The sequence below is a fragment of the Herbaspirillum sp. C9C3 genome (assembly GCF_013359625.1).
Classification (GTDB): domain Bacteria; phylum Pseudomonadota; class Gammaproteobacteria; order Burkholderiales; family Burkholderiaceae_D; genus Herbaspirillum.
Genome location: NZ_JABFMQ010000018.1, coordinates 65,380 through 87,249 on the forward strand (window position 1 = coordinate 65,380; position 21,870 = coordinate 87,249).

The window sequence follows — 21,870 nt, forward strand, 5'->3', positions numbered from 1 at the left end:
GCCGGTCTCCGATTATTTCTCTTTGCCGAACAGGCCGGCCGGACGGACCATCAGGACGATGGCCATGATGATGAAGACCACGGTGGCCGACAGCTCCGGGTAGAACACCCGGGTCAGGCCCTCGACCAGGCCCAGCATCAGGCCCGTGATGATGGAACCGAGGATGGAGCCCATGCCGCCGATCACCACCACCGCGAAGACGGTAATGATGAGATTGGAACCCATCAGCGGCGAAACCTGGATCACGGGTGCGGCCAGCACGCCGGCAAAGGCGGCCAGCGCCACGCCGAAGCCGTAGGTCAGGGTCACCATGAGCGGCACGTTGATGCCGAAGGCTTCCACCAGCTTGGGGTTCTCGGTGCCGGCGCGCAGATAGGCGCCCAGGCGGGTCTTCTCGATCACGAACCAGGTAGCGAAGCAGATCACCAGCGAGGCCACCACGACCCAGGCGCGATAGTTGGGCAGCACCATGAAGCCGAGATTGGTCGCCCCCTGCAGCAGGTCAGGCACCGAATAAGGCTGGCCCGAGACGCCATAGATGGAGCGGAATATACCCTCGACCATCAGCGTGATGCCGAAGGTCAGCAAGAGGCCGTAGAGGTGATCCAGCTTGTAGAGCCAGCGCAGCATGGTCTTTTCGATGACGATGCCGAAGGCGCCCACCAGGATCGGTGCGAGGATGAGCATGACCCAGTAGTTGAGCCCGAAATAGCTCATGCCCATCCAGGCCAGGAAGGCGCCCAGCATGTAGAGCGTGCCGTGCGCGAAGTTGATCACGTTGAGCAAGCCGAAGATCACCGCCAGACCCAGCGAGAGCATGGCGTAGAAGGAGCCGTTGACCAGGCCCAGCAGCAGCTGGCTCAACAAGGCTTGCAGGGGTATGCCGAATAGTTCCATAAAAACCCGTTCATCCAGATGGGTAAAAAACGCCATCGCTTACAGCAAAAATCTGCCATCCCCGCGTGAACAGAAATGACAGATTTTGCTGGGCTGTGCGATGGCCTTACTGCTACGGTGCTACGCCTTGCTTACTTCCAGGCCGCGCACTTGGACTCGGCCTTGGTGGTCCAGGCCTGCTCGGCAGGGATGGTCTGCACCAGCTTGTAGTAGTCCCACGGATACTTCGATTCCGACGGTGCCTTGACCTGATACAGGTACATGTCGTGGACCACGCGGCCATCGGCACGCAGGTAGCCGTTCTTCTGGTACATGTCGTTGAACTTGGTCTTGCGCATGGCCGCCAGCACCTTGTCGGAGTCATCGCTGCCGATTTCCTTGACGATCTTCAGGTACTGCAGCGCAGCCGAATAGTCAGCCGCTTGCAGGGAGGACGGCATCTTCTTGCGCTCGGCAAAGTAACGCTTGGCGAAGGCGCGGGTCTCGTCGTTGGTGTCCCAGTACCAGCTGTCGGTCAGGTACAGACCTTCGGTGTTCTTCAGGGTCAGCGAGTGCACGTCGTTGATGAACACCAGGAGGCCGGCCAGCTTGGCGGTCTTGGTGATGCCGAACTCGTTGGCGGCCTTCACCGAGTTGATGAAGTCGCCACCGGCGTTGGCCAGGCCGATGATCTGGGCCTTGGAGCTCTGTGCCTGCAGCAGGAAGGAGGAGAAGTCCGACGCGCCCAGCGGGTGCTTGACCGAACCCACCACGGTGCCGCCGGAAGCCTTCACGACGTTGGCGGTATCGGATTCCAGCGAGTGGCCGAAGGCATAGTCGGCTGTCAGGAAGAACCAGCTCTTGCCGCCCTGCTTGACCACGGCCGAACCGGTACCCTTGGCCAGGGCCACGGTGTCATAGGCGTAGTGCACGGTGTAGGGCGAGCATTCTTCGTTGGTCAGACGGGCCGAGCCGGCACCGACCTGCATGTAGACCTTCTTCTTTTCGGCGGCGACCTTGGCGCTGGCCAAGGCAGTGCCGGAGTTGGTACCACCGATGAGCATATCCACGCCCTGCTGGTCGAACCATTCACGGGCCTTGCTGGCGGCCACGTCGGCCTTGTTCTGGTGATCGGCGACCAGCAGTTCGATCTTCTTGCCGTTGATCGCACCGCCCATGTCGGCGATGGCCATCTTGATGGCTTCCGCACCACCCTGGCCGTCGATGTCCGAATACACACCCGAGATATCGGTGATGAAACCGATCTTGATCACATCACCCGAGATCTGTGCCGAAGCCGGCGCGGTCGCGAATGCCGCAGCGGCTGCGGTGACGGCCAGTGCCATTGCCTTGAGTTTCATTTTTCATCTCCTCTGTTTTGAAGCCCGCTTGATGATTTCGATGCGAGACAACTTGGTGGAACGGGGAGAGGGTCGCTCACCCCCGCGGACGTACTTGTTGCCAGTACTTCTTCTAGTCGTGAAGCTGGTGATACCGGAAAAATCGGGACAGTCGCTCAGGCAGCAACACAGGCTGCCCGGGCGCGATGCTCATACGCCGAGCAGTTCGTTCAAGGTCTGCATCTTTGCTTCCAGCTGCGAGGAAGCGAAGGACTCGACGATCTGGCCGTGTTCCATCACATAGAACCGATCGGCCAGGGGAGCGGCGAAGCGGAAGTTCTGCTCGACCATGACGATGGTGTAGCCCTTGGCCTTGAGCGTGGTGATCATGCGCGCCAGAGCCTGCACGATGACCGGGGCCAGGCCTTCGGAAATCTCATCGAGCAACAGCAGGCGCGCACCCGTACGCAGGATGCGGGCCACCGCCAGCATCTGCTGTTCACCACCGGACAGACGCGTGCCCTGGCTGTTGCGACGCTCCTTCAGGTTGGGGAACATCTCGTAGATCTCGTCGATGGACATGCCTTTGTCCGTCTTTGAAACAAAGGGCGGCAGCATCAGGTTTTCTTCGGCCGAGAGCGAGGAGAAGATGCCCCGCTCTTCCGGGCAGTAGCCCACGCCGTGGTGGGCGATCTTGTGCGTGGCCAGGTTGATGGTTTCCTGGCCGTTGATCTTGATCGACCCCTTGCGGGTACCGACCAGTCCCATGATGGAACGCATCGTGGTGGTACGACCGGCGCCATTGCGGCCCAACAGCGTCACCACCTCGCCCTGGTGGACGTTGAGGTTGACGTTGTGCAGGATGTGCGATTCACCGTACCAGGATTGCAGATCGCTGATCTGCAGCACCAGCGGTGCGGAAGAAGAAGACGTGGTCATGGCATCAGCATTCAGGGTGGCGGTGCTCATCAGTGGGCCCCTTGCAGTTCGACCGAGGTGCTGCCCATGTAGGCTTCCATCACCTGCGGATTGCGCGAGACTTCTTCATAGCTGCCTTCGGCCAGCAGCGCACCCCGTTGCAGCACGCTGATGCGGTCGCAGATGCCGGAGATCACGCTCATGTTGTGCTCCACCATGAGGATGGTGCGACCGGCCGAGACCTTCTTGATCAGGGCCGTGACACGGTCCACGTCTTCATGGCCCATGCCCTGGGTCGGTTCGTCCAGCAACATCAGTTCCGGTTCCATGGCCAGCGTCGTGGCAATCTCCAGCGCACGCTTGCGACCGTAGGGCAAGTCCACCGTGGTGGTGCGGGCAAAACTGGTCAGGTCCACTTCGTCGAGCAACTGCATGGCGCGCTCGTCGAGCTGCTTCAGGCTCTCGCCGTTCTTCCAGAAATGAAACGAAGTACCGAGCTTGCGTTGCAGGCCGATGCGCACGTTTTCCAGCACGCTCATGTGCGGGAAGACAGCGGAAATCTGGAAGGAACGAATGATGCCCTGACGCGCAATCTGCGCGGGTGCATCCATGGTGATGTCTTTGCCGTTGAACAGGATCTGGCCCGAAGTCGGTACCAGGAACTTGGTCAGCAAGTTGAAGCACGTGGTCTTGCCGGCACCGTTGGGGCCGATCAAGGCATGAATGTGACCGCGCTCAATTTGCAGGTTGACCGCGCTTACTGCCGTGAAACCCTTGAATTCCTTCGTCAGGTTTCGTGTCTCCAGAATGACGTCTGTCATGGTCTCTTCTTTCCCTTTGATGCCCGCGCCGGTGGGTCCGGTCGTCAAGGCCTGCCTGCTGCGGATCATCTGAATCTTTTGGATTCAGGAACCGCCCTTAATGACTGGCGAATCGAGAAGCTCGTTTTAATATTTGGCGCATAGTAGCCGGTTCGTACCATTCATACAATACGTATAAGTACCGTATGGTTCAGCACCTGAGAATTGCCGTTTTATGCCCGGGAAAGCAGGCTGGAAGCGACTTTCTCGGCGATCATGACGGTCGGCGAATTGGTGTTGCCGGAGGTGATGGAGGGCATCACGGAGGCATCGGCCACGCTCAGTCCTGACACGCCGCGCACCCGGCATTGGGCGTCGACCACGGCCATCGCGTCATCGCTGCGCCCCATGCGACAGGTGCCCACCGGATGGAAGATGGTGGTGCCCACATCGCCGGCAGCGCGATACAAATCCGCTTCACTTTCATACTGCGTACCGGGCTTGTATTCCTCGGGCCGATAGCGCGCCAGTGCAGGCGAGGCCGCGATGCGACGGGTCAGGCGCAACGCATTGGCGGCGACCTGGAGATCTTCTTCGGTGGAGAGATAGTTGGTGGTGATGCGGGGCGCCAGTGCGTGATCAGTCGAGGCCAGGCGCACATGACCGCGCGAGGTCGGACGCAAATTGCACACGCTGGCGGTGAAGGCCGGGAAGGCATGCAGCGGATCACCGAATTTTTCCAGTGACAGCGGCTGCACGTGGTACTGCAGATTGGCGCTGCTCTGCCGGGCGTCGGACTTGGCGAAGGCGCCCAGCTGCGAAGGCGCCATCGACATCGGACCGCTTTGCATGAGCAGGTATTCCAGCCCTATTCTCATCTTGCCGACCAGGGTCGAGGCCATGGCGTTGAGCGTCTTGACGCCATCGACCTTGAAGACCATGCGCATCTGCAGGTGATCCTGCAGGTTCTCGCCTACGCCCGGCAACGCATGCTGCACGGGAATCTGGTGCTGCTGCAACAGGACCGGATCGGCGATACCCGACATCTGCAGGATGTGCGGCGAACCAATCGCACCGGCACAGAGGATGGTCTCCTTGGCTTCGGCAAACCAGGCACTGCCGCCGCCGGTGAATTCGACGCCGGTGCACACCGGTCCCTGCTCGCCCTGTTCCATGCGCAGGCGGCTCACGTGCGAGCCGGTCATGATGGTGAGGTTGCCATCCTTCATGGCAGGCCGCAGGAAGGCTTTGGACGCGTTCCAGCGCACGCCGCGCTTCTGGTTGACATCGAAGTAGCCACTGCCTTCGTTGTCGCCGCAGTTGAAGTCCTCGACCTTGGGAATGCCATTCTCGGCGGCCGCATCGCGGAAAGCATCGAGGATGTCCCAGCGCAGGCGCTGTTTCTCCACGCGCCATTCACCGCCGGCACCGTGGAACTGGCTGGCACCGAGATGGTAGTCCTCGCTCTTCTTGAACAGCGGCAGGACGTTCTGCCAGCGCCAGCTGTCGTCGCCCGTGACCTCGGCCCAGTGATCGTAATCGCGCGCCTGACCACGCATGTAGATCATGCCGTTGATGGAGGAGCAGCCCCCCAACACCTTGCCGCGCGGGTAGATCAGGCTGCGGCCGTTGAGACCAGGATCGGCCTCGGTGCGAAACATCCAGTCGGTACGCGGATTGTTGATGCAGTAGAGATAGCCCACCGGAATATGGATCCAGATGTAGTCGTCCTTGGCCCCCGCTTCGATGAGCAGCACCTTCTTGCCGGTCTGGCGCGAGAACCGGTTGGCCATGACGCAACCGGCGGTGCCGGCGCCAATGATGATGTAGTCGTATTGCCCTGCCGATTGCATGGTGTCTCCGTTTGCTTGTTCTTGTGGTCTTGTGGTCTGCTGCCGCCCCCTGCCCCGGCGAAGAAGCGGCCAGCGCCCTGCTTACTTCGCCACCGGCATGGTGAACTCCGCCCCCTTGCCGATGGTAGCCGACCAGCGCTGCATGATGGACTTGTAGCGCGTATAGAAGCGGATGCCCTCTTCGCCATAGGCATGGGTATCACCGAAGAGCGAACGCTTCCAGCCACCGAAGGAATGCCAGGCCATCGGCACCGGAATGGGCACGTTGATGCCGACCATACCGACCTGGATGCGGCGCGAGAACTCATGCGCCGTATTGCCGTCGGCGGTGAAGAGCGAGACGCCATTGCCGTATTCATGAGCATTGATCAGTTGCACGGCCGAGGCGAAGTCCGGCACGCGCACCACACACAGCACGGGACCGAAGATTTCTTCCTGGTAGATCTTCATGTCGGTCGTGACATTGTCAAACAGCGTGCCGCCAATGAAGAATCCTTCCTCGTGGCCCGGCACCTTCAGGCCACGGCCATCGACCAGCAGCCTGGCACCGGCATCCACCCCGCTCTGGATGTAGCCTTCGACCTTGGCCTTGTGGGCAGCAGTGACCAGCGGCCCCATCTCGGCATCGTCTTCCATGCCGTTCTTGACCTTGAGCGCTTTGACGCGCGGGATCAGGGCATCGACCAGCTTGTCGGCCACGCTGCCCACGGCCACCGCCACCGAGATCGCCATGCAGCGCTCGCCGGCCGATCCGTAGGCCGCACCGATGAGAGCATCGACGGCCTGGTCCAGATTGGCGTCCGGCATCACCACCAGGTGGTTCTTGGCACCGCCCAGGGCCTGGGCACGCAGCGGGAAGGTCCCGGCGCGCTCGGTGGCCTTGCGGTAAATGTATTCGGCAATCGGGGTGGACCCCACGAAGGACACCGCCTGCACGTCCGGATGTTCCAGCAGTGCATCCACGGCCACCTTGTCCCCCTGGACCACGTTGAAGACGCCATCGGGCAGGCCGGCGCGCTTGAACAGTTCGGCCAGCATCAGCGAGGGCGAAGGATCGCGCTCGGAGGGCTTCAACACGAAGCTGTTGCCGGTGGCGATGGCCACGGGCGCCATCCACAGCGGCACCATCACCGGGAAGTTGAACGGGGTGATGCCGGCCGTCACGCCCAGGGGCTGACGCAGGTTCCAGTTGTCGATGCCGCCGCCGATGTTGTCGGTGAACTGGGTCTTCAACAGTTGCGGGATGCCGGTGGCGAATTCGACGATCTCCAGACCGCGCGTGACCTCCCCTTTCGCATCCGAAAACACCTTGCCATGTTCCAGCGTGATGGCCTTGGCCAGGGCATCGTGGTTCTGCTCGATCAGTTCCTTGAACTTGAACAGCACCCGCGCACGCTTCAAGGGCGCCGTCTCGGCCCAGGCCGGGGCGGCAGCACTGGCGGCGGCCACCGCCGCATTGACCTCCTGCACCGAAGCCAGCGCGACCTTGGCCGTAACCGCGCCCGTGGCCGGGTTGAAGACGTCCTGGCTGCGACCGCTCTCGGAGCGGGAAATCTGGCCATTGATGAAGTGATCGATGTGCGGGCGGCTCATAAGGTTTCCTTTGGTGTTTTGGAGAATGGTGGACGGCGCTGTCTCCTGCGCCCTCCTGCAAGCGGGCCAGTCCGTCATCATGACGGGTCCATGGCATGGAAGAGCAAGAATAGTCGTCTGCCCGCAGCACATCCAATGAGGAATTATCAAGAGCAATATAAAGATTGCTTATAATCTGGACTTTCTTGTACACACGCTACCCACAAGATCCTCACAAGCTGTACACCGGGATATCCACCGGTTTATCCACATCCAGCAAGGACAAGAAGAGGGATCAAAGGCGGGAGAAGACGATGGATCTCACCCAGTTACGCGCATTTATTGCAGTTGCCCATGAAGGTAACCTGACCCGGGCAGCCGAGAAGCTGCATCTGACTCAACCGGCCGTGAGCCTGCAGATCAAGGCCTTGCAGGAAAGTCTGGGCATTGCCTTGTTCAATCGGAGTGCATCCGGCATGGTCCTCACCGGCGAGGGCAATGCCCTGCTGCCGCTGGCCGAGCGCGTGCTGGCCGATGTCCAGGCATTGCGGCGCCAGGCGACCGACCTGCGTTCGAACGACAACATTGTTTCCGGCACCCTGGCCATCGGGACCATTCTGGATCCGGAATTCATTCGCCTCGGCGCCTTTCTGAAATTGCTGGTGGAACGCCATCCACAATTGTCGACCCAGCTGTCCCACCACATGTCGGGTTCGGTACTCAACGAAGTCAGGGCCGGCCGTCTGGACGTGGGCTTTTTCCTGGGCGACCCCGGCAAGGGGTTTCATGCCATGACGCTGACCTCCTTCAGCTACAACGTCATTGCACCAGCCGGTTGGAAGAACCGTGTCTCCGGCAAGGGTTGGAAGGAACTGGCGCGCCTGCCATGGATATGGACTCCGGCAGAATCGGCTCATCATCGTCTATTAAGCAAGATCTTCGCGCAACATCAGGTAAAGCCGCAGACTGTTGCCCTCGTCGACCAGGAGTCGTCGATGCTAGATCTGGTCAAGTCAGGGGTGGGCCTGTCACTGGCGCGCGAGTCGATCGCACTGAACCAGGCACATGCCCACGGGCTGGTGATAGCCGATGCAGTCGATCTGTCGACTGAACTGAGCTTCATTACATTAGAAAAAAGACAACATGAGGCTGCCATCAGGGCGGTTTTCCAGCTGTTGCAGCAAGTCTGGCAATCGTAAGTCTGCCAATAACTTGCCGAAAAGATATTGAATTGGCCTGAATACGGGCAACAAGGACTTGAGATCCTCGTTTTCCTGCCGAACCCAAAGGACTTTTCCCTCGCTTGATCGGTTTGCCAAGGGCTTTTCTGCTGGTTTTGGTGCTTGAAAGTCAACTTTTTGGAAAGATGTCCACTGCGCACGCGCTTTCGGTTCTTTAATTTAGCTGTGGATATATATAAATAGTAGTAGTAGTTAACGTCGCCAAAAACTGTGGATAAGTCGGTTTACACGAAAAAAATCAAGACTTTAGCTTTCTGATAAACGCTTGGTAAGCTTCTGCATTGTCCAGGCACAGATTCTGGACAATATTTCGCCCGTGGATAAAACGGCGAGATATACCCAAAACGCCCAGCGGATATGCAGAGACTTATCCACAGGGCGCCTTCAAACCCGCGCAAATCAAGGTATGGATAACCAAAAGCCGTTCCGCGTCACCATTTCACCCTCGGGTTTGCAATTTGAACAAGTTCCTGGACTGTCGATTTTGCAATCCGGGCTGCGTGCCGGTATCCGACTGCCCAACTCTTGTCGGAATGGCACTTGCCGGACCTGCATGTGTAAATTGTCCACAGGCGACATCGCGTACCAGATCGAATGGCCAGGATTGACCCGCGAAGAGAAGGCTGAAGGCTGGATCCTGCCCTGCGTGGCCCAGGCGGCTAGCGACCTGGTGCTGGAAGTCCCTGGAGCGCTCGACCTGAGCGCTTGATGTCTTGTCCACCGCTGCTGGCCAGCGCAGACCATTTCAGGCCGCCCTGTGGATAAAAAAAGGCAACAGAGCCCGGCAGCGGTCGCAGGCGCTCTTTGTTTTCCACAGCAGCATGCCCCCTGCCTGTCTTATCCCCTCGTGGCTTGGCGAGCCCTCCAGTACCTCCGAGACCAGCGCCCCGTGTTTTCTCTTATCTCGCTGCATTGAGCTTGCCTCTACGCACAGGCAGTGACAGTGGTCGCTGACCGACTGCAGGCCAAGCCGCGTCGTGGGCGAAAGCTCGCGCGCTTCGGTTTTAAATCCAAGCTGTTTATAAAATTAGTAGTGATAGTTAACGCCCTGCGTCTGCTGTGGATAACCTGGTTTACGCGAGAAAAATCAGCCGTTTACGGCAAGGACAAGGCCTTGGGCAAGCTCTGTATGAGGCGATCGCCGATCTTGGATAAAAATCCGCCTTTGGATAACTTTTTGACTTTTCCCCAATCGGTGAAAAAGTTATTCAGAACTTTATCCACAGGCAACTCCGAAATTGATGGATTCGTGTCGATCCGAGGTGGAATTTCAGGAAGTCACCGATTTCGGGCATTTGGTCCCCGATTTCGCACCTTGGCAGGGGAGAAACAGGGGCCGCCAGGCATGATTTCATGCAATTTCCCCACAGGCGGAAAAAGCAAACGGCTGCCAGCGTAAGCAGACGAGGCCCAGAAAGCCGCCGGGCCAGGGAAGTTATCCCCTGGCCCGGCGGCAATTTTCTTCCTGTTTTGCGGCTGCCTATTTTTTAGGCGCGGCTTGATGCGGACGGGATTTGCCCGCCGGCGGCGCCTGCGGCGTTTTCTTCACTTCCTCCAGCAAGCGGCCACACTCGGCCTTCTGGTCTGCGTCGATATTGATGAGGGGCAGGATGGCCGCCACCGGTGCCAGCAGGCCGAGCGCCACGGCACCGCCTGCACGCAATGCCAGCACGCCCTTGTTCACGCCGACGTCGGGATCCTTGAAACTGCCCTTGACGTATAGCGGCGAGCGCAAGGAGATGATGCGCAAGCCCTTGCTGTGCGGGTGTACGTTCAGGTCCAGCAGTTCGTGTTTCATGTCGATGCTGCCATCGACCACGATGAGCGCGTCTTCCGTATCCAGCAGCAGGGTCTTGACGGTCATGACGCCGTCGCGCACGGGCAGGTCGCCGGCCAGGCAATTGAGCTTGACCTCCTTGTCGCCGAACAGCTTGCTGATGACCACATTGCCCACATTCAGGCCCGCCGCCTCCAGCAGGAATTTGCTGATGGCGCCCTGGCTGACCAAAGTCTTCACTTCGCCATTGGCCGACCCCAGCATGGCGGCCACCGAATTGCCGCTTGCGCTCAAGCGCGCATCGCCGTTGATCTCGCCGAAGCTGGTACGTGACGCATCGAGCTCCGGATAGAGTTTCTGGATCTTCAGCTTGCGCGCAGAAAGCGTCATATCGGACTTCATCCGGGCGGCCTGGCCGTCCAGTCGGATGGTGGAGGTGAGATTGCCGCCGGCCACCCCGAAGTTGAGCGGGTCCAGCGTGAGAACTTTGTCCTTGAGTATAAGATGCGCCTGCAGATCGCTGATGGGCAAGCCCTTCTGGCGCGTGATGCGCTTGCCCGTGAAGCGTACATCGGCATCCAGTGCACCCCAGGCCTCGGTGCTGAAGGTCTTGACCGGCAGCACCTTGTTGCCGGGCTGGCGTTCTTCGGCGCCGCGTTGCGCCTTCTCGGCATTGGAATCGGCGCCGATGAGCGGAGCCAGGTCGTCAAGCCGCAGGACATTCGAGCTCAGCGTCCCGGTCAGCTGCGGGCGGACCCCGCCGGTGAGGTAATTCAGGCTGCCGTTGAGATCGCTGTCGCCGACCTTGCCGCTGAAGTCCTGGTACTGCCACTGACTGCGGTCCGGGCCAATCTTGCCGATCAGGCGACCCTCGGTCGCAAAGGGCGGCGTTTCCGGCAGCAGCACCCCGGTCAGCGGATACAGGTTGCCCATGCTGGCACCGGCGACCGACAGGCGCAGATCCAGTGCCGCCAGCTCGGCCGGCTTGGTCAGGGTGCCGCGCACGCCGATGGTGGTGTTGCCGACCTTGACCAAAGCCTGCAGCGGATAGGGTTGCTGCTGGTCTTGCAGCGAGAGCACCCCGCCCGCCTTGCCTTGACCCGACACCGGCGCCCCGTTGAAGCTGCCGGTCAGTTTCCAGCCCAGTCCGTAGACTTTGTCCTTGTCCGGATCGAGGGTATCGATATCGGCCTTGATGTCGATCTTCTGCACCGCATCGTTGAGCGCCAGCTTGCCCTGGCGCAGGCTGATCCGCCCCAGCTGCAACTGCCAGGTAGAAGGACTGCCGCTGTCAGTCTTGAATGTCCAGTTGTTCACACCCTCACGGTCGCGCAGCAGTGACACGGCCGGCTCCTGTATTTCCAGCGCAGGCAAGGAGATCTTGTGCACAAGCAGCGGTAAGGGATTCAGGGTAAACGTGACCTGCCGCACCGTGACCATCTGGCCGGAGCTGGCCAGGGCTGCCGGATTGCCCAACCGCAGGTTATCGGCCTGCAAACGCGGCCAGGGTACCCAGCGCGCCCAGAAGCCGGCAGGCGGCGTGCTCGGCTGCGGGCGCTGCCAGTGCAGCGACAGATTGCCGTCGATGGCGAACGCGCGCCCGGTGGCCGCAGAGACGCGCGCGTTGATCCAGGGCTTGGCCCGGTTCCAGTCGAAGGTGAGGAGGAAGATGACCGCGGCGGCGATCACAAGCAACAGGCTGGCGAGCAGCCAAAGGAGGAGTCTGGTCAGGCGCGGCATCGGATCGGCTTCCCTGGTTGGGGTTATCAACAGGCGCCGATGCGCGAACACGGGGGCTTTCCGGGCGCCTGTCTCCCGCACGCCCGTGGATGAGTCAGATCGGGAAAGCCTCGTGTACGCGCTGCCTCAGCGCTTCATGTTGATACGACCGAATTCGTCATGGGTTGTTGCAGACAAGTGCGCACGCAGCCACTTGTGGGCGGGATTGCGGGCATCGCGTTCATGCCAGAGCATGTCGACGTGTTCTTCCGGGGTCTGGAAGGGCAGTTCCTTGACCACCAGCACCTCGGCCATGCCGGTGGCGGCCACCAGATGGCGTGGCAGCACGGTGATCAGTTCCGAACTGGCCACGATGCGCCCGGCCGTGAAGAACTGGTTCACCGTCAACAGGATCTTGCGCTCGCGGTTCATGCCCGCCAGCACGTCATCGATGACCGCATGGGGTTTGCCCGACAGGCTCACCAACAAGTGATCGGCGCTGCAGTAGCTGTCCAGCGTCAGCGGCTGGGTGGCCAGCGGATGGTTCTTGTGCATCACGCAGACGTATTGCCCCGTATAGAGCCGGGCGTGGCTGATCTGGCTCTTGGCCATGCCCTGGCCGTCGGCCAGTTGCGCGGTCACGCCGGGGAAGAAGCCCACGGCCAGGTCGATGTCACCGCGCAGCAGCATGGCGCGCGGATCGCGGGTGGTCAGCGGCATCATGCGGATCTTGATGCGCGGGGCATCGCGCATGATGGTGCGCACCAGCGAGGGCAGCCACAGCGCGGCCGTGGCATCGACCATGGCCATGCGGAAGGTGTTCTGGGCGCGCGAGATGTCGAAGCTTTCCGGGGCGATCACCGCTTCCAGCTCGGAAAGCGCCCGGCGCACCGTCGGCCAGAGCTCTTCGGCGCGCGGAGTGGGCTTCACACCGTGGGCGGTGCGAATGACCAGGTCATCGTTGAGCGTGTCGCGCAGGCGGCGTAGCGCATTGGAGACAGCCGGCTGCGTCATGGCCAGCAGATTGGCCGCGCGCGTGAGGTTCTGCTCGGTCATGACGGCGTCGAATACGCGCAACAGGTTCAGGTCCAGGGTGAGAAAGCTCATAGGGCGGGCCTTTGCGGCGGTAAGGAGAGGCAGTATGGACGCCGGTCATCGCCGGCAGAAATATTATTCACAGATTATATAACTGATATCCGAAACGGAAAGTGGTCAAACAAATGTGAGTTCACTACACTGCAATGCAACATAACACACAACGTCAAGGATCGAATCATGGCAACCATCGCACAAAGCACCAACAGCACCTTCAAGAGCAAGTTCGCCGCCGTCATGCGCAACATCTTCGTGCACTTCGTGAAGGCCCACGAACTGCAAGCCGTTGCTCTGGTCGCCGCCGAACAGGATCGCGCCACCGGCAGCCGCCAGCTCAACCGCATGGCTGACAAGTTCGAAGCCACCCAGCCGAACCTGGCTGCTGAACTGCGCTTCATCGCTTCGCGCGGTTAATCGAAGGTTTCTGCTTCACCAGATTCCAGTTTTACCGGTCCGCATGACTTCTGCGTGACCTTGGCATCAGCCCGAGAGCTTGATGCCGGTAGTAAAGGATTTCGGTAGTTCCCGGCGCTTACGGCGCTTATGTTGACGCTGATTCGATCAACGCGTCAGGACACCGATCCGTTGTCTCCTCCTCCCTCTTTAGGAAGGATTAACCCCGCAGGCACAGCCTGCGGGGTTTTTTTTCGTGGACTGCCCGCAAAGCCGCGCCGGGTGGGCCTGTTATCCTCGGCGCCTTCATTTCTCCGGGCTCCGACGTGAGCCTTTTTGCCAATTTCCGCAAGTCAGATATTCACCGCCGCGCTCCTTGCCGTCAAATGGCGTTGCAAAACCACATCAGTGCGATCAGACAACAGGGGCTCATGCAGCCATGTTGCCGACAAAGGACGCGCCAGCATCGCTCAGGAGGCCGGTTTTACGCGGGCTTGAGAGTGAACCGGCATGCCGGAACCTTCTTATTCACAAACGCTATAACTGATATGAGAACTCTAAAGTAGTCAATCCAGGGGCCAAGATTCATACTGCGACGCAACAACAGTGAACTTGAACGCCGCGCAATCGTGTCGCGGCCAGATTATCAGAGGTAGAAATATCATGTCCTTCCTGAATCTTGCCTTTCCCGCAGAAGCCGCCCTGCCTTTCGCGCAGTCCTTCCTGGGTTTGATGGCGGCCTATGTCCGTCCGGCGCTGGGTCTGGGAGCACTGGTGACCCTGATGATGGTGTTCAAGCCGCTGATCCTGGGACTGGCGCAAGCCGCCGTGCTGCTGATCAAGCCGCGCAAGTCGCTGGAGCAACGCATCCTGGCGCACAAGTTCAGCGGCAAGATGATGTTGAACCGCATGGCCAACGAATACAGCCTGTCCCAACCGAGTTTTGCCGCCGAACTGCGCAACATGGCCGCGCGTGACTGATCCAGTCCCCGCCTGACCGTAGTTCGAGGCCCACCGGCTTCTGGTCGTGTAGTTGAAGTTTTGTAGTACGTACTGTGTCTCCTCCTCCCTCTTTAGGAAGGATTAGCCCCGCCAGCGCAAGCTCGCGGGGCTTTTTTTGTCCACAGCCCGCGTCATGGGCGGCGGCAATCGTGATAACTTGTCCAGCTGACTATCATCACAGCCTCACCGCAAGACATCATGTGCCAGCTTCTCGGGATGAACTGCAACACCCCCACCGATATCGTCTTCAGCTTCACCGGCTTTGCCACCCGTGGCGGGCTGACCGACCATCATCGCGATGGCTGGGGGATCGCCTTCTTCGAAGGCTCCGGGGTGCGCACCTTCGTCGATCACCAGGCCGCCGTGGATTCCCCGGTGGCCGAGCTGATCAAGCGCTATCCGATCAAGTCGCAGCACGTCATCGCCCATATCCGCAAGGCGACACAAGGGCGTGTCACACTGGCCAACTGCCATCCTTTCGTGCGCGAGCTGTGGGGACGCTACTGGGTATTTGCCCACAATGGTGACCTGAAAAACTTCACCCCCACACTGGACGGGCCTTTCCGCCCGGTCGGCACCACCGATAGTGAACTGGCCTTCTGCTTCATCCTCCAGGAGATGCGCAAGCGCTTTGGCGATACCCTGCCCTTGCTGGCGGACCTGCGTACTGCACTGCGCGGGATCGTGGAGGGCATCGCCAGCCATGGCACCTTCAACATGCTGCTCTCGGACGGCTCGGCGCTTTATACCCACTGCTCCACCAATCTCTATTACATCGTCCGCCAGCATCCCTTTGCCAAGGCCAAGCTGTCGGACGAGGATCTGTCGGTCGACTTTTCCGAAGTCACCACCACCAATGACCGGGTGGCCGTGATCGTCACCCAGCCGCTGACCGACAATGAAGTCTGGACGCAATACCAGGCCGGTGAAATGAAGGTCTTTGTCGATGGGGCCGTGGTCGACTGACGCCGGTTATTTATCTTATCCACAGCCGGAATGTCACATCATTTCATTTGCCCACAGGGGAAATCGGGGACAGGATCCGTCCCTCTCTCAGGTTTTGCACAGGCTGTTACAAAAAAACGCGTCCCCAAGGATGAGCTTGTGTTTTCCACAAGATCGTTACTCTGTCCCCCTATCACCCGCCCCTCAAGCGCCTTTGCGTGAACGCGACGCAGATGGCTGCTGCGCAGCCTGTGGATAGATCAAGTTTTTCAGGGTTTTTTGCCGGTTCGCCTGTGGATAACTTCAGTTTACCGGAGTAAAATGCGTCCCTCGTTTCGCGCCCGGACGACATCGTCCACAGGCCCGTCCCCTGGACGCGGCAGTCGGGCGCCGCAATCATCCGACAAGAAAGCTTCATGGAAAACTTCTGGCAGGCCTGCTCCCACAAACTTGAGCAGGAGCTGACGCCTCAGCAATACAGCGCCTGGATCAAGCCGCTGGTCCCGCTCGACTTCGAGGACGGGCTGCTGCGCATTGCCGCGCCCAATCGCTTCAAGCTGGACTGGGTCAAGACGCAGTTCGCCAACCGCATCACCGCGCTGGCCTGCGAATACTGGGACGCGCCCACCGAAGTGCAGTTCGTGCTGGACCCGCGCGGCAACCAGGGCCGCCGCCCGGCCGCCAACGCGCAAGCCAATGGCGGTGGCGCCAGCGGCCTGGGTCTGCCCAACCACGAGCAGCTGCACCTCGATCCGGAACCGGCCCAGCCGGTGCGCGCGGTAGCCCCGCGCCAGGAACAGTCGCGCATCAACCCGGTGCTGACCTTCGACAACCTGGTGACCGGTAAAGCCAACCAGCTGGCCCGCGCAGCGGCCACCCAGGTGGCCAACAATCCCGGCACGTCCTACAACCCGCTGTTCCTGTACGGCGGTGTGGGTCTGGGTAAAACCCACATCATCCACGCCATCGGCAATCAGGTGCTTGTGGATAACCCGGGCGCCAAGATCCGCTACATCCACGCCGAGCAATACGTACGCGATGTGGTGACGGCTTACCAGCGCAAGGGCTTTGACGATTTCAAGCGCTATTACCATTCGCTGGACCTGCTGCTGATCGACGATATTCAATTCTTCGGCGGCAAGAGCCGCACCCAGGAAGAATTCTTCTACGCCTTCGAAGCCCTGATCGCGGCCAAGAAGCAGATCATCATCACCAGTGATACCTATCCCAAGGAAATCAGCGGCATGGATGACCGCCTGATCTCCCGCTTCGACTCCGGCCTGACGGTGGCCATCGAGCCGCCCGAGCTGGAGATGCGGGTGGCGATCCTGATGAAGAAAGCTTCCGCCGAAGACGTGGTGCTGTCCGACGACGTCGCCTTCTTCGTGGCCAAGCACCTGCGCTCGAACGTGCGCGAGCTCGAAGGCGCGCTGCGCAAGATCCTGGCCTACTCCCGTTTCCACGGCAAGGACATCACCATCGACGTGGTCAAAGAAGCCCTGAAGGACCTGCTGTCGGTGCAAAACCGCCAGATTTCGGTGGAAAACATCCAGAAGACCGTGGCCGATTTCTTCAACATCAAGGTCGCGGACATGTATTCCAAGAAGCGCCCGGCCAACATCGCCCGACCGCGCCAGATCGCCATGTACCTGGCCAAGGAGCTGACCCAGAAGAGCCTGCCGGAAATCGGCGACCTCTTCGGCGGGCGCGACCACACCACCGTGCTGCACGCCGTGCGCAAGATCGCCGCCGACCGTGCCAAGAGCCCGGAATGCAACCATGAACTGCACGTGCTGGAGCAAACCCTGAAGGGTTGATCCGCTCACTCCCGGCGAAAACGCCTGTGGATAAATCGACATGCCGCCCGCTTCCAGCGTGAACCGGGCGGCATTTCTTTTCCACAGGGCATTGCCGCAGAACAATGGTGAATTTCGTCAAAACCGCCTGTGGATAATTGAAAAATCCCGCCTTCGGCGGCATATGAAAGAAAAGACAACACGGCAGCTTCACCGTCCATTTTTTCCCTCCCAAAGCCCTCGCCGGACCCCCGCCGCACTACTCCGAAGAGGGGATGATTGGTACAATGGAAGGCGTTATTTCGCAGGCGGACGCAAGGGCCGGCCATGGAGCAGAAAATCCGCGAAGTAGCACGGAAAATTCGAATAACTACCCGGCAAGATCCGGCAAAAGTATTCAAATGTTCCAAAAGTATAGCCAAGTGGTTCTGGCTACCCGGGCTTGTCACGCGCAGATGGACAATACCGGGTCGCTGTATCACCAGCTTTTCGGGAACGGGTTTTCGGACCGGCAGCGGCCGGTCATGCACGAGCAGGAGCGTTGCGTATTTCAGGCAGGTTGCAGTGCAGAGAGCAGCTGTTTTTCACCCAGAGGAGGAACACGCGCGACATGGGCATGACTGAACGCCGGCCGACGGCGCCCTTTAAACCACTACTAGCAAGGACAAACTGACTATGCAATTGGTTAAAACCCAACGAGACACGCTCCTGCGTCCTCTGCAGATCGTGAGTGGTATTGTCGAGCGTCGGCACACATTGCCGATTCTGGCCAATATTCTCATTCGCAAGGACGGCGAGAAGGTGTCTTTCCTGTCCACCGACATCGAAGTGCAGATCACCACGCACGCCGACGTCGGTTCCGGCAGCGAAGCGACCGCCACCACCGTGGCGGCGCGCAAGCTGCTCGACATCCTGCGCGCCCTGCCTGACTCCGGCGAAGTGGCGATTTCGCTCTCCAACAAGCGTCTGACCGTGCAATCGGGCAAGTCCCGCTTCGCCCTGCAGACACTGGCCGCCGAGGAGTTCCCCACGGTGGCCCAGGCCGAGCAGTACAACGCTCAGGTCAACCTGCCGCAGAAGACCCTCAAGCATCTCTTCAACATGGTCCACTTCGCCATGGCCCAGCAGGATATCCGTTACTACCTCAACGGCCTGCTGCTGGTGGTGGAAGGCAAGAACGTCATTGCAGTGGCTACCGATGGCCACCGCCTGGCCTTCTGCCAGGTTGAGACCGAAGAAGACTTCCCGCGTCAGGAAGTCATCATCCCGCGCAAGACCATCATCGAGCTGCAACGTCTGCTCGACGACAGCGACGAGGAAGTCCAGCTGCAGATCGCCAACAACCAGGTCAAGCTGACCTTCGCCGACATCGAGCTGATTTCCAAGCTGGTCGAAGGCAAGTTCCCCGATTACACCCGCGTGGTGCCCAAGGGTTACAAGAACAGCTTCACCATCAGCCGCGACCAGCTGCTGCGCTCGCTGCAACGCGCGGCCATCATGACCAGCGACAAGTTCAAGGGCGTACGCTGGGTGATCGCACCGGGCAGCCTGAAGATCAGCTCCACCAATGCCGACCAGGAAGAAGCGGTCGAAGAACTGGAAATCGACTACGGCGGCGACACCGTCGACATCGGTTTCAACGTCAGCTACCTGCTCGACGTGCTCAACAACCTCAAGAACGACTACGTCAACATCGCCCTGGGCGATGCCAACTCGTCGGCCCTGATCACCATCCCTGACAACGCCGACTTCAAGTACGTCGTCATGCCGATGCGGATCTGAGCAAACCCGCTCCACGCGTCCGAGGGGCCGTCCCAGACGGCCCCTCGGTTGCTTTTAAGAATTCCAAAGATTCGTCCCCAGAATTCCGTTTTTTGCAGCTCCCTAGTCGTTTGGCTAGCATTTTCAGAAGGTAACCATGTCCTCCAGCCCCGCAGACAACACCAATTCCGCGCAACAAAGCTATGGCGCATCTTCCATCCAGATCCTGGAAGGCCTGGAGGCGGTGCGCAAGCGTCCCGGCATGTACATTGGCGACACCTCTGACGGCACCGGCCTGCACCACCTGGTGTTCGAAGTGCTGGACAACTCGATCGACGAAGCCCTGGCCGGCTACTGCAGCGAGATCCACGTCACCATCCACGCCGACAATTCCATCTCGATCACCGACAACGGCCGCGGCATCCCCACGGGCCTGAAGATGGACGACAAGCACGAACCCAAGCGTTCGGCGGCCGAAATCGTGATGACCGAACTGCACGCCGGCGGCAAGTTCGACCAGAACTCCTACAAGGTCTCCGGCGGCCTGCACGGCGTGGGCGTGTCGTGCGTGAATGCACTGTCGAAGAAGCTGAAGCTCACCATCCGCCGCGACGGCAAGGTGCACGCGATGGAATTCGCCAAGGGCATCGTGCAGAACCGCGAGCTGGAGATGGTTGACGGCGTGCAGGTCTCGCCGATCAAGGTCGTGGGCGAATCCGACAAGCGCGGCACCGAAGTCCACTTCTGGGCCGACGAAGAAATCTTCACCCACGTTGAATTCCATTACGAGATCCTGGCCAAGCGTATCCGTGAACTGTCCTTCCTGAACAATGGCGTTCATATCAAGCTGACCGACCAGCGTACCGGCAAGGAAGAGGACTTCGCCTTCGAAGGCGGCACGCGCGGCTTCGTGGAATACATCAACAAGAACAAGAGCATCCTCAACCCGACCATTTTCCAGGCCACCGGCGAGAAGCAATCCGACCAGGGCACGCTGGTGTCGGTGGACGTGTCGATGCAATGGAACGACGCCTTCAACGAGCAGGTGCTGTGCTTCACCAACAACATCCCGCAGCGTGACGGCGGCACCCACCTGACCGGCCTGCGTGCCGCGATGACCCGCGTCATCAACAAGTACATCGAAGAAAACGATCTCGCCAAGAAGGCCAAGGTCGAGATCTCCGGCGACGACATGCGCGAAGGCCTGACCTGTGTGCTGTCGGTGAAGGTGCCGGAACCGAAGTTCAGTTCTCAGACCAAGGACAAGCTGGTCTCCAGCGAAGTGCGCGGCCCCGTGGAAGAAATCGTCGCCAAGACCCTGACCGACTTCCTGGCAGAGAAGCCGAACGACGCCAAGATCATCTGCGGCAAGATCGTCGAAGCCGCGCGTGCCCGCGAGGCTGCGCGCAAGGCACGCGAACTGACGCGCCGCAAGGGCGTGATGGATGGTTTGGGTTTGTCTTCCAAGCTGGCCGATTGCCAGGAACGCGACCCGGCCCTGTGCGAGCTGTACATCGTCGAGGGTGACTCCGCAGGCGGCTCGGCCAAGCAAGGCCGCGACCGCAAGTTCCAGGCCATCTTGCCGCTGCGCGGCAAGGTCTTGAACGTGGAGAAGGCGCGCTTCGAGAAGATGCTTTCTTCCGAGCAGATCACGACGCTGATCGCGACCCTGGGCACGAGCATCGGTGCTGACGAATTCAATCCGGACAAGCTGCGCTACCACCGCATCATCATCATGACCGATGCGGACGTTGACGGCGCCCACATCCGCACGCTGCTGCTGACGCTCTTCTATCGCCAGATGCCGGCGCTGGTCGAACGCGGCCACATCTACATCGCCCAGCCGCCGCTGTACAAGGTCAAGGCGGGCAAGGACGAGCGCTACCTGAAGGACGACTTCGAGGAAGCGCAGTACATGATGCAGATCGCCCTGAACGACGCCGAGATCAAGCCTTCCGAAGGTGCTGCGCCGATCAGCGGCGAAGCGCTGGTGGAACTGGCACGGCAGTACAACACGGCCAACGCCATCATCATGCGCCTGTCGCGCGCGATCGATGAATCGGCCCTGAACGCCATCATGACCGGCGGCGTCGCGCTGAAGATGGACAACATCGAGCAGGCCACTGCTACCGCGGAAGAACTGAAGAAGGCCATCAACGACATCAACATCGACGTGCAGGCGCGCGTGGATGAGCATAGCGAGAAGGTGGCGCTGCATATTCATCGTCGCCAGCATGGCAACATCAAGGCCACCGTGATCGATGCGGACTTCGTGAGCGGCCCGGATTACCAGCAGCTGTCGACGGCAGCCGAGACCTTCAAGGGTCTCATCGGCAAGGGTGCCATCGTGGCGCGTGGCCAGGGCGAGAAGCGCAAGGAATCGGTCATCACCGAATTTCGCCAGGCCATGGCCTGGTTGCGTGATGAGGCTGAGCGTGGCGTGAACAAGCAGCGTTACAAAGGTCTGGGAGAGATGAATCCCGAGCAGCTGTGGGAAACCACCATGGATCCGACCGTGCGCCGTTTGCTGAAGGTGCAGATCGAGGATGCGATTGCTGCGGATCAGATCTTCATGACATTGATGGGCGATGATGTGGAGCCGCGTCGGGCGTTTATTGAATCCAATGCGTTGCAGGCGGGGAATATTGACGTTTGATCTCAATGTAGCGAGCACCATAACCTGAGATTTTGAGACGTATCTATTGAGATATTTATCACTCAGTGCGTTTTGATAGCTTTGCTTTGAGACCAGGTTACTGGCGTTGTACCCTGTTTTTCAAGG

Annotated in this window: 17 protein-coding genes; 9 read left to right on the forward strand and 8 right to left on the reverse strand. The window is 60.0% G+C overall.

All coding sequences use genetic code 11. From position 1 onward, the window contains the following. Nucleotides 1–12: 12 nt before the first annotated feature. From HNO82_RS16415 to HNO82_RS16440, 6 genes are all read right to left on the reverse strand, one after another. Nucleotides 13–897 carry a branched-chain amino acid ABC transporter permease gene (locus HNO82_RS16415; protein ID WP_008333897.1) on the reverse strand — a complete coding sequence of 295 codons (885 nt, stop codon included), beginning with the start codon at nt 895–897 and terminating at the stop codon, nt 13–15. A 131-nt stretch (nt 898–1,028) separates the two neighbouring features. Further along, on the reverse strand, nt 1,029–2,237 hold the full coding sequence (locus tag HNO82_RS16420; RefSeq protein ID WP_008333899.1) for an ABC transporter substrate-binding protein: 1,209 nt from the start codon (nt 2,235–2,237) through the stop codon (nt 1,029–1,031). Nucleotides 2,238–2,426: 189 nt separating this feature from the next. Then, complete coding sequence (locus HNO82_RS16425; RefSeq protein ID WP_034351713.1) at nt 2,427–3,155, reverse strand: ABC transporter ATP-binding protein; 729 nt, start codon at nt 3,153–3,155, stop codon at nt 2,427–2,429. Nucleotides 3,156–3,184: 29 nt separating this feature from the next. Beyond that, on the reverse strand, nt 3,185–3,955 hold the full coding sequence (locus HNO82_RS16430) for an ABC transporter ATP-binding protein (RefSeq protein ID WP_034351715.1): 771 nt from the start codon (nt 3,953–3,955) through the stop codon (nt 3,185–3,187). 212 nt (nt 3,956–4,167) lie between these two features. Next, nucleotides 4,168–5,787: a GMC family oxidoreductase gene (locus tag HNO82_RS16435; protein WP_175344444.1), complete on the reverse strand. Its 1,620-nt coding sequence runs from the start codon at nt 5,785–5,787 to the stop codon at nt 4,168–4,170. 81 nt (nt 5,788–5,868) lie between these two features. Beyond that, entirely contained in the window at nt 5,869–7,380 is a 1,512-nt protein-coding gene (locus HNO82_RS16440) for a CoA-acylating methylmalonate-semialdehyde dehydrogenase (protein WP_008333908.1), read from the reverse strand. Between the two features lie 293 nt (nt 7,381–7,673). Between HNO82_RS16440 and HNO82_RS16445 the strand changes: the two genes are divergently transcribed. The 3 genes from HNO82_RS16445 to HNO82_RS16455 all read left to right on the forward strand — a co-directional run bounded on the left by HNO82_RS16445 (nt 7,674) and on the right by HNO82_RS16455 (nt 9,999). Continuing rightward, entirely contained in the window at nt 7,674–8,558 is an 885-nt protein-coding gene (locus tag HNO82_RS16445) for a LysR family transcriptional regulator (protein ID WP_008333910.1), read from the forward strand. Nucleotides 8,559–9,006: 448 nt separating this feature from the next. Next, nucleotides 9,007–9,309, forward strand: coding sequence for a 2Fe-2S iron-sulfur cluster-binding protein (locus HNO82_RS16450; RefSeq protein ID WP_175344445.1), 303 nt, complete (start codon nt 9,007–9,009; stop codon nt 9,307–9,309). A 228-nt stretch (nt 9,310–9,537) separates the two neighbouring features. Further along, nucleotides 9,538–9,999, forward strand: coding sequence for a hypothetical protein (locus HNO82_RS16455; protein WP_175344446.1), 462 nt, complete (start codon nt 9,538–9,540; stop codon nt 9,997–9,999). An 81-nt stretch (nt 10,000–10,080) separates the two neighbouring features. Here HNO82_RS16455 and HNO82_RS16460 read toward each other — a convergent pair whose 3' ends face one another. Then, nucleotides 10,081–12,117 (reverse strand): AsmA family protein, encoded by a 2,037-nt coding sequence (locus HNO82_RS16460; RefSeq protein ID WP_175344447.1) that lies wholly within the window; start codon nt 12,115–12,117, stop codon nt 10,081–10,083. 126 nt (nt 12,118–12,243) lie between these two features. Continuing rightward, nucleotides 12,244–13,203 (reverse strand): LysR family transcriptional regulator, encoded by a 960-nt coding sequence (locus HNO82_RS16465; RefSeq protein ID WP_008333922.1) that lies wholly within the window; start codon nt 13,201–13,203, stop codon nt 12,244–12,246. A 168-nt stretch (nt 13,204–13,371) separates the two neighbouring features. On the opposite strand from HNO82_RS16465, the gene HNO82_RS16470 reads away from it, so the two are divergent. The 6 genes from HNO82_RS16470 (at nt 13,372) to gyrB (ending at nt 21,744) form a co-directional block, all read left to right on the forward strand. After that, the gene (locus HNO82_RS16470; RefSeq protein WP_008333924.1) at nt 13,372–13,605 is read left to right on the forward strand and encodes a hypothetical protein; all 234 of its coding nucleotides are present in this window, start codon (nt 13,372–13,374) and stop codon (nt 13,603–13,605) included. Nucleotides 13,606–14,247: 642 nt separating this feature from the next. Next, complete coding sequence (locus HNO82_RS16475; RefSeq protein ID WP_008333926.1) at nt 14,248–14,565, forward strand: hypothetical protein; 318 nt, start codon at nt 14,248–14,250, stop codon at nt 14,563–14,565. A gap of 219 nt (nt 14,566–14,784) precedes the next feature. Beyond that, complete coding sequence (locus HNO82_RS16480; protein WP_175344448.1) at nt 14,785–15,552, forward strand: class II glutamine amidotransferase; 768 nt, start codon at nt 14,785–14,787, stop codon at nt 15,550–15,552. 395 nt (nt 15,553–15,947) lie between these two features. Continuing rightward, nucleotides 15,948–17,348 carry a chromosomal replication initiator protein DnaA gene (gene dnaA / locus HNO82_RS16485; protein ID WP_008333930.1) on the forward strand — a complete coding sequence of 467 codons (1,401 nt, stop codon included), beginning with the start codon at nt 15,948–15,950 and terminating at the stop codon, nt 17,346–17,348. A 654-nt stretch (nt 17,349–18,002) separates the two neighbouring features. Then, entirely contained in the window at nt 18,003–19,109 is a 1,107-nt protein-coding gene (gene dnaN, locus HNO82_RS16490; protein ID WP_008333931.1) for a DNA polymerase III subunit beta, read from the forward strand. A gap of 136 nt (nt 19,110–19,245) precedes the next feature. Next, the gene (gyrB, locus tag HNO82_RS16495; protein ID WP_175344449.1) at nt 19,246–21,744 is read left to right on the forward strand and encodes a DNA topoisomerase (ATP-hydrolyzing) subunit B; all 2,499 of its coding nucleotides are present in this window, start codon (nt 19,246–19,248) and stop codon (nt 21,742–21,744) included. Nucleotides 21,745–21,870: the final 126 nt, after the last annotated feature.

Excerpts from the sequence above, each read along its gene's own strand:
- HNO82_RS16440 (WP_008333908.1), bottom strand. The coding sequence starts at position 7,380 with ATGAGCCGCCCGCACATCGATCACTTCATCAATGGCCAGATTTCCCGC.
- HNO82_RS16470 (WP_008333924.1), top strand. The coding sequence starts at position 13,372 with ATGGCAACCATCGCACAAAGCACCAACAGCACCTTCAAGAGCAAGTTC.
- HNO82_RS16475 (WP_008333926.1), top strand. The coding sequence starts at position 14,248 with ATGTCCTTCCTGAATCTTGCCTTTCCCGCAGAAGCCGCCCTGCCTTTC.
- HNO82_RS16425 (WP_034351713.1), bottom strand. The coding sequence starts at position 3,155 with ATGACCACGTCTTCTTCTTCCGCACCGCTGGTGCTGCAGATCAGCGAT.
- HNO82_RS16465 (WP_008333922.1), bottom strand. The coding sequence starts at position 13,203 with ATGAGCTTTCTCACCCTGGACCTGAACCTGTTGCGCGTATTCGACGCC.
- HNO82_RS16450 (WP_175344445.1), top strand. The coding sequence starts at position 9,007 with ATGGATAACCAAAAGCCGTTCCGCGTCACCATTTCACCCTCGGGTTTG.
- dnaN (WP_008333931.1), top strand. The coding sequence starts at position 18,003 with ATGCAATTGGTTAAAACCCAACGAGACACGCTCCTGCGTCCTCTGCAG.
- dnaA (WP_008333930.1), top strand. The coding sequence starts at position 15,948 with ATGGAAAACTTCTGGCAGGCCTGCTCCCACAAACTTGAGCAGGAGCTG.
- HNO82_RS16420 (WP_008333899.1), bottom strand. The coding sequence starts at position 2,237 with ATGAAACTCAAGGCAATGGCACTGGCCGTCACCGCAGCCGCTGCGGCA.
- HNO82_RS16445 (WP_008333910.1), top strand. The coding sequence starts at position 7,674 with ATGGATCTCACCCAGTTACGCGCATTTATTGCAGTTGCCCATGAAGGT.
- HNO82_RS16460 (WP_175344447.1), bottom strand. The coding sequence starts at position 12,117 with ATGCCGCGCCTGACCAGACTCCTCCTTTGGCTGCTCGCCAGCCTGTTG.
- gyrB (WP_175344449.1), top strand. The coding sequence starts at position 19,246 with ATGTCCTCCAGCCCCGCAGACAACACCAATTCCGCGCAACAAAGCTAT.
- HNO82_RS16430 (WP_034351715.1), bottom strand. The coding sequence starts at position 3,955 with ATGACAGACGTCATTCTGGAGACACGAAACCTGACGAAGGAATTCAAG.
- HNO82_RS16415 (WP_008333897.1), bottom strand. The coding sequence starts at position 897 with ATGGAACTATTCGGCATACCCCTGCAAGCCTTGTTGAGCCAGCTGCTG.
- HNO82_RS16480 (WP_175344448.1), top strand. The coding sequence starts at position 14,785 with ATGTGCCAGCTTCTCGGGATGAACTGCAACACCCCCACCGATATCGTC.
- HNO82_RS16435 (WP_175344444.1), bottom strand. The coding sequence starts at position 5,787 with ATGCAATCGGCAGGGCAATACGACTACATCATCATTGGCGCCGGCACC.